This is a genomic window from Alteromonas sp. DYW1 (assembly GCF_059752595.1).
In genome coordinates, this window is sequence record NZ_CM186038.1 from 779,343 (window position 1) to 793,262 (window position 13,920).

Annotated in this window: 12 protein-coding genes; 9 read left to right on the plus strand and 3 right to left on the minus strand. The window is 45.8% G+C overall.

What is annotated here, in order from left to right; translation table 11 throughout:
- Window positions 1-70: 70 nt before the first annotated feature.
- Genes AC121Z_RS03540 through prsR form a run of 3 tightly spaced genes read left to right on the plus strand, consistent with a single transcriptional unit; the run spans window position 71 to window position 4,601 of the window.
- Window positions 71-1,195, plus strand: coding sequence for a beta-ketoacyl-ACP synthase III (locus AC121Z_RS03540; protein ID WP_498126724.1), 1,125 nt, complete (start codon window positions 71-73; stop codon window positions 1,193-1,195).
- On the plus strand, window positions 1,192-3,213 hold the full coding sequence (prsK, locus tag AC121Z_RS03545) for an XrtA/PEP-CTERM system histidine kinase PrsK (protein WP_498126725.1): 2,022 nt from the start codon (window positions 1,192-1,194) through the stop codon (window positions 3,211-3,213). The genes AC121Z_RS03540 and prsK overlap by 4 nt, the downstream gene beginning before the upstream one ends.
- A 29-nt stretch (window positions 3,214-3,242) precedes the next feature.
- Window positions 3,243-4,601: a PEP-CTERM-box response regulator transcription factor gene (gene prsR, locus AC121Z_RS03550; RefSeq protein WP_498126727.1), complete on the plus strand. Its 1,359-nt coding sequence runs from the start codon at window positions 3,243-3,245 to the stop codon at window positions 4,599-4,601.
- On the opposite strand, the gene AC121Z_RS03555 is transcribed toward prsR, so the two are convergent.
- Both AC121Z_RS03555 and AC121Z_RS03560 read right to left on the minus strand, forming a co-directional pair.
- On the minus strand, window positions 4,602-6,824 hold the full coding sequence (locus AC121Z_RS03555) for a sensor domain-containing diguanylate cyclase (protein ID WP_498126729.1): 2,223 nt from the start codon (window positions 6,822-6,824) through the stop codon (window positions 4,602-4,604).
- A 128-nt stretch (window positions 6,825-6,952) separates the two neighbouring features.
- Window positions 6,953-7,645, minus strand: a complete 693-nt coding sequence (locus AC121Z_RS03560) for an AAA family ATPase (RefSeq protein WP_498126731.1) — start codon at window positions 7,643-7,645, stop codon at window positions 6,953-6,955.
- Window positions 7,646-7,891: 246 nt separating this feature from the next.
- Here AC121Z_RS03560 and AC121Z_RS03565 point away from each other — a divergent pair, with 246 nt between their 5' ends.
- From AC121Z_RS03565 to AC121Z_RS03575, 3 genes are read left to right on the plus strand one after another with little or no spacing between them, the layout of a single operon-like run.
- Window positions 7,892-8,632 carry a glutathione peroxidase gene (locus AC121Z_RS03565; protein WP_498126733.1) on the plus strand — a complete coding sequence of 247 codons (741 nt, stop codon included), beginning with the start codon at window positions 7,892-7,894 and terminating at the stop codon, window positions 8,630-8,632.
- Complete coding sequence (locus tag AC121Z_RS03570) at window positions 8,629-9,678, plus strand: alpha/beta hydrolase (RefSeq protein ID WP_498126734.1); 1,050 nt, start codon at window positions 8,629-8,631, stop codon at window positions 9,676-9,678. Before AC121Z_RS03565 ends, AC121Z_RS03570 begins: the two co-directional genes overlap by 4 nt.
- 2 nt (window positions 9,679-9,680) lie before the next feature.
- Window positions 9,681-9,983, plus strand: a complete 303-nt coding sequence (locus AC121Z_RS03575; protein WP_498126736.1) for a hypothetical protein — start codon at window positions 9,681-9,683, stop codon at window positions 9,981-9,983.
- A 15-nt stretch (window positions 9,984-9,998) separates the two neighbouring features.
- On the opposite strand, the gene AC121Z_RS03580 is transcribed toward AC121Z_RS03575, so the two are convergent.
- Window positions 9,999-11,198, minus strand: coding sequence for a dipeptidase (locus AC121Z_RS03580; protein WP_498126738.1), 1,200 nt, complete (start codon window positions 11,196-11,198; stop codon window positions 9,999-10,001).
- Between the two features lie 246 nt (window positions 11,199-11,444).
- Between AC121Z_RS03580 and AC121Z_RS03585 the strand changes: the two genes are divergently transcribed.
- From AC121Z_RS03585 to rsmH, 3 genes are all read left to right on the plus strand, one after another.
- Window positions 11,445-12,206 carry a SapC family protein gene (locus AC121Z_RS03585; RefSeq protein WP_498126740.1) on the plus strand — a complete coding sequence of 254 codons (762 nt, stop codon included), beginning with the start codon at window positions 11,445-11,447 and terminating at the stop codon, window positions 12,204-12,206.
- A 300-nt stretch (window positions 12,207-12,506) separates the two neighbouring features.
- Complete coding sequence (gene mraZ / locus AC121Z_RS03590; protein WP_498126742.1) at window positions 12,507-12,965, plus strand: division/cell wall cluster transcriptional repressor MraZ; 459 nt, start codon at window positions 12,507-12,509, stop codon at window positions 12,963-12,965.
- Window positions 12,962-13,900, plus strand: coding sequence for a 16S rRNA (cytosine(1402)-N(4))-methyltransferase RsmH (gene rsmH / locus AC121Z_RS03595; RefSeq protein WP_498126744.1), 939 nt, complete (start codon window positions 12,962-12,964; stop codon window positions 13,898-13,900). Before mraZ ends, rsmH begins: the two co-directional genes overlap by 4 nt.
- The last annotated feature ends 20 nt before the right edge of the window (window positions 13,901-13,920 follow it).

Here is a 13,920-nt window from a genome sequence, read left to right on the forward strand (position 1 = left end):
TCTCGCGCTGTCAGGGTATTCTAGTATTAATTGACATTTGCAGTGTCACCCTAATACATAGAGAGAACTTATGACTGATGCGGTAGTTATCAGCGGAGTTGGAGTTTGGACTCCTCCGCATACCATTAGCAATGAAGAGCTAGTCGCAAGCTATAACGATTATGCTGACAAATATAATGCCGAGAATGCAGATGCTATAGCTGCTGGTACAATCGAGGCAAAGCCACACAGTAGTGCTGAGTTTATTGAGAAAGCATCGGGCATTAAAAGTCGCTACATATACTGTAAGGATGGCGTGTTAGATATCAATCGCATGCGACCAGCAATACCAGAGCGCAGCGATGATGAATTGAGTCAACAGGCCGAAATCGCTGTGGCAGCGGCAAGAACCGCAATCCAAGCTGCTGCACTTGAGCCTAGCGATATCGACGCTGTGATTGTAAGTTGTGCATATACTCAGCGTTCTTATCCTGCAATCGCCATTGAAGTACAGAACGCTTTGGGTATCAGTGGATTTGGTTTTGATATGCTAGTTGCCTGTTCAGCTGCCACCTTCGGCTTGCATAGAGCCTACGAAATGGTGAAAGCAGAGACGGCGCGGCGCGTGCTGGTTATCAACCCTGAATTAGTTTCTCCGCAGATCAATTATACCGATCGCGATAGCCACTTTATTTTTGGTGATGTCGCTACCGCGACTATAGTTGAACGCAAAGAAACTGCGCGTGGAAGTCATGTATTTGAGATCTTAGGTACCAAAGCGTTAACCGCCTTTTCGAATAATATCAGATCAAATTTTGGTTACATGACCCATGCCACAGATGCAGATCCTTACGGCCCGGATAAGTTATTTCATCAGGAGGGGCGCAAAGTATTCAAAGAAGTTTGCCCATTAGCGGCTGAACATTTAGAGCAACACATTGCTGCTTGTGGGCTCAGCATACAAGATATCCGTCGTTGGTGGTTACATCAGGCAAATATTAACATGAACACCCTCATCAGTAAGAAGCTATTGGGGCGGCTGCCAGATGCTGATGAAGCGCCGATCGTATTAGATACCTACGCGAATACAGCGTCTGCGGGTTCAGTTATTGCCTTTGCGTTGAATCATAAGGATTTAGTTAAAGATGATGTCGGTGTGCTTTGCTCCTTTGGCGCTGGCTATTCGATTGGTAGTTTGGTGATTAAACGACTGTGATAGCAGATATTGGATACAGCCTCGCTGGGATAGGGTATTTTCTACTTCTCCTACTGTTACTTACTGTGCGCAAGGCGGGGTTGGCAAAGTATTTATTAATCCTCTCGACGTTAGTCACAGTGCTCTGGGCTGGGGCGCACTTCATGCTAATCGGTGGCGACTTTACGCTGGATCGGTTGCTCTACATTGATAGCGGTAAACAATGGGTTTGGTTACTTTTCTTGTCTGCTTTTTTACGCAATGACTTTACCTCTCTGTGGGGGGTATTGTCGCGGCCCGTTACCTGGGCAATTCTTGCTGTTCCAACCGCTGCTATTGTGTTACCAGAGTTTGGCGTTCTTTCGACACCGTGGCGCTTTCTTTTGCAAACCATCATTGCCCTTGAAGTATTAGTGCTGCTGGAGCAGGTATACCGCCAAGCCGGCGAACAACGTTGGGCATTCAAACCATTAGTTCTCTATCTTGGCGTTATAAATCTATTTGAATTTGTCACCTATGCCAATGCAACAATGGTGGCACAAGTTGAGCCCCTGTATATTGCCGCCCGCGGGTATATTTATTTACTCCTCGCGCCACTGCTGATTATTGCTATTCGCCGAATTAAACATTGGGGCGTTGATATTTTCATTTCCAGAGAAGTCGTGCTGCATAGTTCGTTGTTATTGGTGGCGGGAGGCTATCTCCTGATCATGGCGACCATCGGTTACGCAGTAAAGTACATCGGTGGTCAGTGGGGAGCGACGATTCAAGTTGTGTTTATCGCTCTGTCGTTAACCTTGCTGGCAACCGTATTTTTATCGCAAAGTTTTCGCACCAAGGTAAAAGTCTTTATTACCAAAAACTTTTTTGCGAACCAGTTTGATTATCGCCAAGAGTGGGTAAAATTGACCGCAGCCTTGACCGCCCAGAGCGACCATATATCAGATGTATATGAGAATGCATTACAGGGCTATCTGGGCGCTGTGCAGTACAAACAAGGAGCGTTATTCAAACTGCAGCAAGCAAACCTTTGCGTTGTCGCCAAGACCGATGATTTTGTAGACATTTCCGCACCGATAGGAAAGAAGTTGATTGCGTTCTTTAACTCTACGAGCTGGCTTTTTGATAGTGAGGAATACAAAGTAAAACCCTACGTTTACGAAGGTTTAAAGCTAGCTGATGAAGAACTAAAGGCATTGGACAAAATTATTGTTGTCCCCCTTTTTGAGCATGATGAATTATGGGGTATCGTTGTTTTAAAAGGCGATAAAGAAACGCAAGTGCGTCTCAACTGGGAGCTGCGCGATTATTTAAATGCTGTTACTGCGCAAGTTAGCAATTTTGTTTTCCATAACGAGGCGGCTAACCAAATCGCAGAAAACGCTCAATTCGCGGCTTTCTCTCGCATGTCAGCGTTTGTTGTACACGATCTTAAAAATGTCTTAGCACAAATCGACTTGATATTGTGTAACGCGCAACAGCATAAGCATAACCCAGAATTCATAGATGATACTTTCGAGACGTTGCAACACACTAAATCGCGCATGGATAAAATGCTACTGCAATTGTCAGATAAGCAAAGCACGCCGCAGGTTAAGCAAGGTAGTTTTAAACTTTCAGGTATTATTTCTGCGGTGATTGAGCAACGCTGTGCAACCTTGTTGCCGAGTCCTAAATTGGTCATTGAATCTGAAACAGATGTGGTCGTTGATGCCGAAAAATTTGCCAATGTTATGTATCACCTTGTCAGCAATGCGCAACAGGCTACTGCTGATAATGGCTGGGTGACTGTAACCTTAGAGTATAATAACGCGGAAGCATTGCAGGTCGTGACGATCAGCGATAACGGTGAAGGCATGACCGCAGACTTCATCCAAAATCGCTTATTTAAACCCTTTGATACGACCAAAGGAAATGCAGGTATGGGCATTGGCGCTTACGATGCCCGTAGCTACCTTGAATCAATTGGTGGTAGTATCGAAGTCATCAGCAAAGTGAAAGAAGGTACAACCTTCACTTTGTTTATTCCAACAACTTAATCTGCCGGTAATAAGGGAAACGAAACGCTATGACAAAGGTGCTAGTCGTGGATGACGACTTAGGAATACAAAAGCAATTAAAATGGAGTTTAGCCGACTTCGAACTTGTCTACGCCGAAGACAGAAGTTCTGCAATTGCACAATTGCGTCGTCATGAGCCGGCAGTCGTTACTTTGGACTTAGGCCTGCCGCCCGATCCAACCAATGCCTCTGAAGGACTATTGGCGTTATCTGAAATTCTGTCATTAGCCCCCCATACCAAGGTCATTGTCGTTACCGGAAATAATGATAAGGCCAACGCATTAAAAGCAATAGAGCTTGGCGCCTACGATTTTTATCAAAAACCGATTGATTCAGATACGATGAAAATCATCATCAATCGGGCCTTGAACCTAGCTCAACTGGAGCATGAGAATCGCATTCTGGTGCGCACCAACCCTTCGATGGGTAAGATCATAGGTAATAGCCCGAGTATACAAGCAGCAAGTCGGCGCGCAGAAAAGATTGCACAAACCGATATCAGCGCCTTACTGCTGGGTGAAAGTGGTACCGGGAAAGAGGTATTTGCACGTAGTATTCATGAACACAGTCAACGCAGTGAAAAGGCCTTTGTGGCTATTAACTGTGCCTCAATTCCCGAAAATTTGCTTGAAAGTGAACTGTTTGGTTACGAAAAAGGTGCGTTTACAGGGGCCAATAAAACAACCTTGGGTAAAATTGAGATGGCGCAGGGCGGTACCTTATTTTTAGATGAAATCGGTGATATGCCCATTGGTTTGCAAGCTAAAATGCTCCGTTTCCTGCAGGAAAGGGTGATAGAACGCGTTGGCGGCCGCACTGAAATTCCAGTGGATATTCGCGTCGTTTGTGCAACGCACCGTAATTTACAACAAATGGTTGCGGAAGAGGCGTTTCGCGAAGACCTTTTTTATCGCGTAGGGGAAATCATTATTGAAATTCCGCCGTTGAAAGATCGCGAACAAGACGTCGTATTGCTTGCTAAGACCTTTTTAGCTCAGTATTGCATTGATTTTAATGCCAAAGTAAAAGGTTTTAGTGAATGCGCAATCAATGCCATGTTGGCGCATCCTTGGCCGGGCAATATTCGCGAGTTACAAAATAAGCTCAAGTCCGCAGTGATATTGGCGGAGGGGCAATTGGTTACGGCAGAAGATCTTGGCTTACGTTCTGTGGAGTCGTCTGGTACAAAAGAAATCTTGAATTTACGTGAGGTACGTGAGAACGCTGAGAGTGAGGCGATTCGACGAGCCTATGTAAGAGCTGATAAAAACATGTCGAAAACCGCTGAATTACTCGGAGTTACGCGTCCAACCCTATACTCATTGATCGACAAATATCATCTTGAAGACGTTAAGACAGGCGCTTAACTATTCCTGCGCATTGGTAAGCATATCATTTTGCCACTTTATCGATGATAAATGATTGAGGGAGGTTTGCACTTCTAGTTTACCTAAACCGAATGCACTCTCTTGGTCGTCAAGGGCTTCTTTAGCTTCTTGTGTGGCTTGAGTAATACCGATCCAACAATTTTTACCGGAGCGCTTCGCTGAGTATAGGCAATGATCGGCTAGGCTAAAGCATTGCTCCCATGAGATTCGTTCTGGTTGCTCAAGATCGAGCGGGAACGCTGCAAAGCCGATGGAACAGGTAACGGCAAATTTTTTCTCATTACTGCCTCTAAACGGCGCATCGGCAACGGCTGCGCGTAACCGCTCGGCAAGCATTGCAGCGTCTAGGCGCGGTGTATTGCGACAAATAATTAAGAACTCCTCTCCACCCCATCGGACTTGGAGGTCCGAATGCCGAAAAACATTGGCAATGATTTTTCCAAATTGAATGAGCACGCGGTCACCGGTGACGTGACCATAGGTGTCGTTGATAGTCTTGAAATCATCAATATCGAGTAAAAAGCAAAGTAGATCATTGTGCAGTGCAGGTGGGTGATTGCTCTCTTTGGCCGAGCGGTGACTGAACAAACTACGGTTGACTTCCGCGGGTAGGTTGGCGTCGAGATAGTGGCGATTATAGCAACCCGTCAAAGAGTCGCGCAAACTCATGTGTTCTAATGTGCGATAGGCTTGCTGTAACTCTTCATTCTTCTTCTCTAATTCTTGTGTACGCCTTTTTACAATACCGGTTAATTGATCGTTGCGCAGTTTTTGGGCGTGGCGACTGAAAAACAAAAAAGCGAGCAGTAAGAAAACGATAAGACTGGCTAACATAAGCACGTTTCGCGCGTTTCGCTGTTCAGCTAAATTTAATTCGGTCACTTTGTTTTTGCGTAACAGCGCAATATCCTGCTCCTGTCTAACATACTCAACTTCTGATTGGAGCGCCGTCAAAGCGTTATCCCGGCGCTGTTGTAAAATGGTAGCTTCAATCTGTGTCTGACGTTTTAACGCGGCAAATGCCTCAGCGAATGCACCGGTCTTCTCAAAGATGGTCACTCGGACCGCCTCAAATTCTGCTTGCCGCGGCAGTTCTTGTCGCTGAGTCGCTTCAGCTAAGCCGAGCTCAGCTTGTTCTAGCGCTGTTGCATAGTTGCCACGTTTTACCTGTACTTGCGCGAGAATTAATCTAACTTTAGTTTGCAGCGCTGAATAGTCGTGAGTTTCTGCATGAGTTAATGCCTCATTTAATAGAACCATCCCAACGTCAAGTTTGCTTTGCCCTATGAGCGCTTGCCCCAGTCCGGCTCGCGATTCCGCCAGCGTTAGTGAATGTTCCATTGGAGCTAATAAGGCAATAGCCCGATTAAATGCGGTCTCGGCCGCGACATAGTTTCCGCTGTCGATATGAATAAAGCCTAGCTTGGATTGGATTTTGGCGACTTGGGTTTGATCGTTGAGTTCTCTCGCAAGTGCCAAGGCATCGTTGAAGTATATTTCTGCTTGCTCAAGTTGTGCTAATTCGCGATGGATCTCTGCGATGTTAAATAAGGTATTGGTTAAGTCTTGCCTCTCGCCTGCTTGTCGCTGTAATTCGAGTGCTTTGGTCAATGCTGCTAACGCCCGCTCATATTGACCCAGCTTCTCCAAGGTTGCAGCAATTCTGTTGTAGAGCTTTACTATTTGTTCAGTATCCCCAAACATTTCATAGGTACTGAGTGCGCTGTTGTAAAGGTGCAGCGCGTTCGAATGTAATGCTTGTTGGCTCAGATTATTGCCTAAATCCGTTTGAATCAAAGCAACTAATTGCAACTCTTCACGGCGCTGAAATTCGTTTAATGCTTGCGTTAATGTGCGCTGGGCAAAGTCATATTGGGCCCGTTGCATGGCAATCAAGGCGATGATACGTTTCGCTGCGGCTGCATCGAGTGAATTTTGTTGGGTGTTTTCCAGCAGTGTCAGAGCGATCGCTTGAGATTCTTCTAATGCCCCTTGCTGGTATAAATTGAGTGCACTGGCATAGGCAAGATAGCCTTTACTCGACATGACATTTTGTAATTCAGCCATATTTTGCGCATAGCATGGCAAGCCGCAGGCCAGTGTAAATAGCGTAGCTGCAAGCAATCGCTGCATTCGACTAAACAAGGCGACTAAAGAGGGAGTACACGGACTCCTGTAGACTGCATCTGAACTATCGACCAAAAGATTATCCCTATCATGGACATTGTTCAATTAATGTCCAAAGTATAGTGCTTTGGCCGCAAAATAAAGGTATTTACGTGCAAAAAGACTAACTTTTTGCATTGCGTACGAACATACTCACACTAACCTTATGCGCTAGCCCGTTCGTCAACTCGTTGCCGCCACTCATTATTACTGGTTGCTCGAGCAATCAGTTCTTCTACAATTGCACGTATCTCGATAGCCGCCTTACCTTTGCCATCACTCTCAAGAACCGAACTTCCGGCTTCTGCCGAATCGTCGTAGATATTGCGGCTGTAAGTCACAGAGTTGAGTACTTGGATCTCAAAACCGCGACAATGTTCCTTGGCAGCATTGATACGAGCGGCCATGCTAGCTATGGTCGCACATTGAGTTAGTACAAATGCGGCATTCACTTTTGGGTTTACCATACGACAGGTGGCGACAACATCCTCCATCACATTGTTGGTTTGCATATCTCTGTGCTTAGGCTTAAGTGGAATTAGGACATGTTGGGCAACTGCAATCGATGAGCGTAAAGCCAAGTTGTCGTGACTACTACAATCGATGATGACGATGTCATAATGGTGCGCCAAATTCAGTAATTCGTTGCGTATCTTGCCATTCAGCGAAATAGACTTTATTGGCACTAGGTTTGGATTTTTGCTTCTTTCATCACACCAATGACTGGATGATCTGTTGGTTTCGCAGTCCACTAATACCACCGATTTTTGTTGCTCCACAGCAAAAAAAACGGCCAAATTTTGCGCGATACAACTTTTTCCGGTACCACCTTTTTCACCACCAACAACCAGTATCATGGGATCTGCCTCTTGTGCAAAGTTGCTCCTGATCCAGAACAACGACTTCTGCTTGAGGTAAAGATAACGTCGAGTGCTACGGGTCGCAATTGTAGGACGGCATGAGAAGCTATATAAAAGCATACGATTTGATACCCAAAGTGGGCCATTACATGATGGGGCGATTACGCTGATAGAATTAATTGATTATGCAATTCTGTTACTTGCCACTAAGCTTAACTTTTGTCATTGCAGCAAGGAGAAAATATGAGTAATCCAAATTTTGAAAATAAGGAAGGGCAGCGTGTTCCTCAGGTCACGTTTCCACTACGCGAGGGTGATGCGTGGATAAAGAAATCGACAGAAGATTTATTCGCCAATAAAACTGTGATCGTATTTTCATTACCTGGGGCGTTCACACCCACCTGCTCATCAACACATTTACCGCGATACAATGAGCTGGCGCCAATATTTAAAGCAAACGGAGTCGATGACATAATTTGCATGTCGGTTAATGATACCTTCGTTATGAACGCTTGGGCAGCCGATCAAGAAGCTAACAACATTACTTTGATTGCCGATGGTAATGGTGAGTTTACCGATAAAATGGGCCTGCTGGTTGATAAAGCAGAGCTAGGCTTTGGTAAGCGCAGTTGGCGGTATTCGATGTTAGTTCGCGATGGTGTGATTGAGAAAATGTTTATCGAACCGGATCTACCGGGTGATCCATTTGAAGTCTCGGACGCTGATACCATGCTGACTTACCTGGCGCCCGATGCTAAAGTCAATGAGCCGGTATCAATTATTACCAAACCCGGCTGTCCTCATTGTGCTAAGGCGAAAGCCTTATTGCGGGATAAAGGGTTTGAATATGAGGAAATTGTACTGGGTCAAGGGGCGAGCTTTACTACGCTAAAGGCGATCAGTGGGCGTGATACTGTTCCACAGGTGTTCATCGGCGGCAAACATATTGGTGGTAGCGACGATTTGGAGGCATTTTTTAATTGATCAGTAGAGGTTGGCTCAGCGTTGCTGCGCTGAGCCTGTTGGGAATAAGTCAACTGACACAGGCCAGTGAATTCAGAGCCAGTGTTGATGCATTCAGGCAGTATTATCAAGCATTGCTAGGTCACCCCCAACGCTGTATTAAACAAGCGCCTAATACAGAGCGTGTGTGCTCGTTGGCACTGCGGAACGAGGGCAATGCGCCCTATATACTCCACCATGAAAAATCCACAGAAGCGGTTATTGTATTATTTCATGGCCTCAGTGATTCTCCTTTTTACTTTCGTTCGGTAGCCGCGGCTCTCCATCAACAAGGCTTTAATGTTGTCGTAGGGCTATTACCGGGGCATGGTTTGCGCGATGCTGACGCAGATATGCAGGATCCTGAACTCGCTGATCGTTGGCGCAACAGTGTGGCTGAAGTTGTGGGTTTAAGCCGCGGCCTTGGTCGCCTGCAGTTTGTAGGTGGATTTTCTGCAGGGGGCGCATTAGCGACCGAATACGTATTGAATAACCCGGATACGATGACTGGCCTATTGTTATTTTCTGCGGCACTTGCTCTTTCCGACAATGCAGAGCAAATGAGTCGTATTGTTGGGATGCAAACGGTTGCTAAATGGATTGATGGTGATTATGCCTCACACGGGGTGAACCCATATAAGTACCCCGACGTCAGCTTATTTGCGGCATTTGAATTAATGCAAGTGATCCGACAGATTAGGGCTCAGTTAACGTTAGAGAACCCTAACATACCAACGTTTGCTGCACACTCTGCAGCAGATGTAACGACGCCGCTGCGCGGTGTAGAAAACTTTCTAGCAGTCAATCGTGCAGCCAACATGACTTTTATCGTTGACGAACGTTATGAACTTTGTCACGGTGATTTACTGTTGGATGCAGCGCAAGTGCAAGCAATGGCAGTGAGCGCTCCTCTTGATGAGGTTGTCGATTTTTGTTTTGAACCAGAAGCGAATCCATTACATAAACATATGCTGGCGATGCTGATGCATTTCATTCAAGAACAGTTAACGTTGAACCCTACGGAGTAGTTGTGAAGGTATTTTTTTGGTTAAGTGGTGCGGCCTATGTGTTTCTTTATTTTTGGGCCGCATACATTTATGAAGGATTTGACATGTGGTTGGCAATCGCATTATTCGTTGCTGCCGTGGCCTTAATCTATTGGCAGCGTAAGCGCTCACAGTTACGTCAGAGCGCAGACGCCGCAACAGCGCCAGCTACGGCAATAACAGAACCAGACCATGTGCATACTCCGCGTCCCTTATCGTTTTGGGCGTCTCCCTTGCCCTATATGCTGATATTGGTGACGGTAATTCTGGTTAGCTTGTTGTTTTAGCCTGGCCTATTGGTGCTATTTGTTGATGGCTGCAGCGTAGTCTTCAACTTGCTGCCAAACCCGTAACAAGTTGCCCCCAAGGATTTGTTTGATGTGAGCTTCGCTGTATCCACGCACGAGTAGTCCTTGGATTAAATTGGGGAATGTCGATACGTCCTTTAATCCTTCTGGCAATGAATCGCCCACGCCATCATAATCAGAACCGATACCGACATAATCGATACCAATGGTTGCGACAACATGATCGATGTGCTCGAGAACCATATCCAAGTTAGAAAACGGGTAGGGATTTTGCTCGCGATACTGTTGATTAAAGTCAGCGACTTGCGGACTATCTTCGCCAAACTCATCAATTAATGCCTGTCGCTGCTCACCTAATTTGTCACGCCATTGCCGCGCCATTGGACTAATAAATCCAGAGCCAAAATTGATCATGATCACGCCACCGTTTTGTGCGAGGGCTTTGAGCATTTCATCATCCATATTGCGTTCAAAACCAGGCGTGAACTTACGCAAACTTGAATGTGATGCGATGACAGGTACTTGGCTGATAGCTAATGCTTGATAAAACGCGGCGTCTGAGACATGCGATATATCGACCATGATACCGAGCGCGTTCATTTCTTTAACTAGCTCTTTACCAAATGGACTGAGCCCTTTCCATTGGCGGCGCAAATCATATGACGAGTCACTGATGTGGTTGCTCTGCGAATGGGCAAGGGTAATGTAACGTATGCCGCGCTGATAGAACGTTCGTAAGTTATCTAGATCCCCCTGGATTGGAGAGCCGTTTTCCATTCCCATAGGCAAAGAGATAAGCCCGTTTTCGAAATGGTTATAGACATCAGCCACCGAGGTTGCAATCGCAAACTTGTCTGGCGCGCGCGCGACAATAGCCTCTACAGAATCAATCAGCTCATGTGCAAGCTGCGTCGAGCGCGGGCTATTATCTAAAGATGCAGGAACATAAATCGACATAAAGGGCGCGTTCAAGCCGCCTTGTTTGGCGCGTGGATAATCGAAGTCGCCGCCGTCAGTCGCCTTGGTTACATCTACCCATTTTTCTTTCACACGATAAGGTACATCAATATGGCCATCCACAATAATGCTTGCTTGCGCAATTCGGTTTGCGGTACTGGCGTGATTGCTACTGCTAGCCTGAGCGGACAGTGTAAGCGCTATTGAAGTTGCAACGGTAATTGCTTTGATAAGCATGAGAGGGCTTCCTTGATTAAGTATCAATAATTGAGCGCATACCCTAGCCCAGACAGATAAATCTCGCAATCCTTGTCGACAACAGCGTTGAGATCTTAGATACTACGCAGCGAAAATTTAACCGGTCGGTTTTATTATGCAGTAAAACGTTGACCGAACACTTTGTGGTTCTTCATTATCCTTCTTCATGCATAGTCAAATTGATGGTGTGGTCCACCCTAAACTAATGAGACTGAGATTAAATCCATGGCAGTAAATTATATTCCTTTAGACAAAACTAAACATAAAGATCTAAAAGTTAATGCTCATAAAGACTTTGAGTTTGCAAAAAACAGCCACTTGGCAGCAGCTACAATCCGCGAATTTGCGCAATTAGCCGGTTCAATGCCGATCGTTTTCATTCAGGATCCACAATCAGGTAACTACCATGTTGTCGCAATGTTAGGGACTGAACAAAACAAAAACTTTTATGTTAAGGATGGCGCATGGCAAGGTCCTCACGTGCCAATGAATATTCAACGTTATCCTTTTGACGTGCGACCAGATGGCGACAAGTTAGGCGTATTCTTTGATGAAAACAGTGATTTATTAAATCAGGAAGGTGGTGAAGCAGTATTTAATGATGCTGGCGAACCTTCAGAATTCCTTAATCAGCGTCAGCAGTTTTTGTCTGAACTTGCTAATAGCGAACTGTTAACCCAAAAGTTCGTTAAGCAGGTGGTTGATCTTGGTTTATTAGAATCAATTGAAATTGGTCTAACTTATACCAATGGCCAAAAGCGTAACGTGACTGGCATGATGTCAATAAACGAGAAGAAACTGCGTGAACTTAATGAAGATGTCGTAATGGAGATGCATAAAAACGGCTTCTTGGGTGCGATATATGCCACCATGATTTCACTCGGTCAACTCAACCGATTGATTGAATTATCAAATAATACTGATGCGCCTATTGCGAGTTTACAAATCCGCGCGGCACAACCAGAAGCAGAGTCAGCAAACGCCTAACTCGACGAAGCTGACTTCCAGCATTTTAAATTAAAAAGCCGCCAAGCTTTGCTTGGTGGCTTTTTTTTTAGTCTTATCAGCAACTTCACGTTAATTCTCATTTGACACACGAATTATCCGCGCCGAATTTACGGTTTTTATCCCGAATTTAGCTTGACAGTGGGGCTATTGGATACCTAAACTCACAAATGTGGGTAAAAGTGGCAAATTGTGGATCATAATAACTTTTAACGGGCCGTAGTTTGCAAATTAGAGCTTCAAAATACGAATAATAAAAAAACAACAAAGAAGGCTAGGGGAATGTTCCGCGGCGCTAATGCAATCAATCTTGACAGTAAAGGCAGGGTGGCTATACCCACCAAGTATCGCCAAGCGCTGCTTGATGATTGTGGCGGAAATCTAGTTTGCACCGTTGATATACAACAAAGCTGTTTGCTGCTTTACCCACTTACTGAATGGGAAGAAATCGAACTCAAACTCACCAAACTCTCATCGATGATCCCGCAAGAGCGTCGCTTGCAGCGTTTGCTCTTAGGTCATGCAACCGAAGGCGAAATGGATAAGAGTGGTCGATTCCTGCTACCTCCCCCGTTGCGCGCGCACGCCAAACTTGACAAACAAATCATGCTCGTTGGCCAGCTTAATCGCTTTGAAATTTGGGATGCTGCTATCTGGAGCGAACAAGTCAGTGACGATATGGCTGCTGAGCAAGCGGGGGGCTTCGAACTCACAGAGCGTTTGCAGGACTTTTCACTGTGACGGCGAGTGTGTTTGAGCATCGCTCGGTCTTGTTAGATGCTTGTATCGATGGTCTTAAGATCAAGCCTGACGGACTTTACATTGATGCAACTTTTGGCCGTGGCGGTCATTCGCAGGCGATTCTCGATAAACTCTCGGTACAAGGACGATTGATCGCTTTTGACCGTGATCCTATGGCGATAGCCTCCGCACAACGCTTTGAGTCTGATGAGCGTTTTCAAATCATCCATGAACCTTTTGCAGAGCTGCATCGTGTTTGCGAAGCGCAAGACATCGTCGGCAAAGTTGACGGGGTTTTGATGGATCTTGGCGTTTCCTCTCCGCAACTTGATGACGCCTCGCGCGGGTTTAGCTTTATGCGCGAAGGACCACTGGATATGCGCATGGATACCACGCGCGGGATTAGCGCAGCCGAGTGGTTAGCCGAGGCCGAGGAGCAGGACATTACGCAAGTCCTCAAAGAATTTGGTGAAGAGCGATTTGGTAAACGCATAGCGCATGCCATAGTAACGCATCGGGTTCATACGCCGATCACCACGACCTCGCAATTGGCGCAAATTATTGATCAGGCTATGCCCGTCAAAGATAAGCACAAGCACCCGGCAACTCGAAGTTTTCAGGGGATCCGAATTTATATCAATGCCGAGCTTGATCAACTTCGTCAGGGATTAAAAGCTGCTACTGAGGTACTTGCAAAAGAAGGTCGCCTTGCAGTTATTAGCTTTCATTCACTAGAAGACCGTTTGGTTAAACGCTTTATGCGTGAGCAAAGTAAGGGCAAAAACTTCCCCGCGAACATGCCAATTACTCAGGCTGAAATAGACGCGGATAAAGTATTGAGGTTGATAGGTAAGGCAATAAAGCCTGATCAGACTGAATTGAATGATAATGTGCGGGCTCGGAGTTCCGTACTGCGGGTGGCGGAAAAGATATGACTCAAGTGCCCACCACCTTT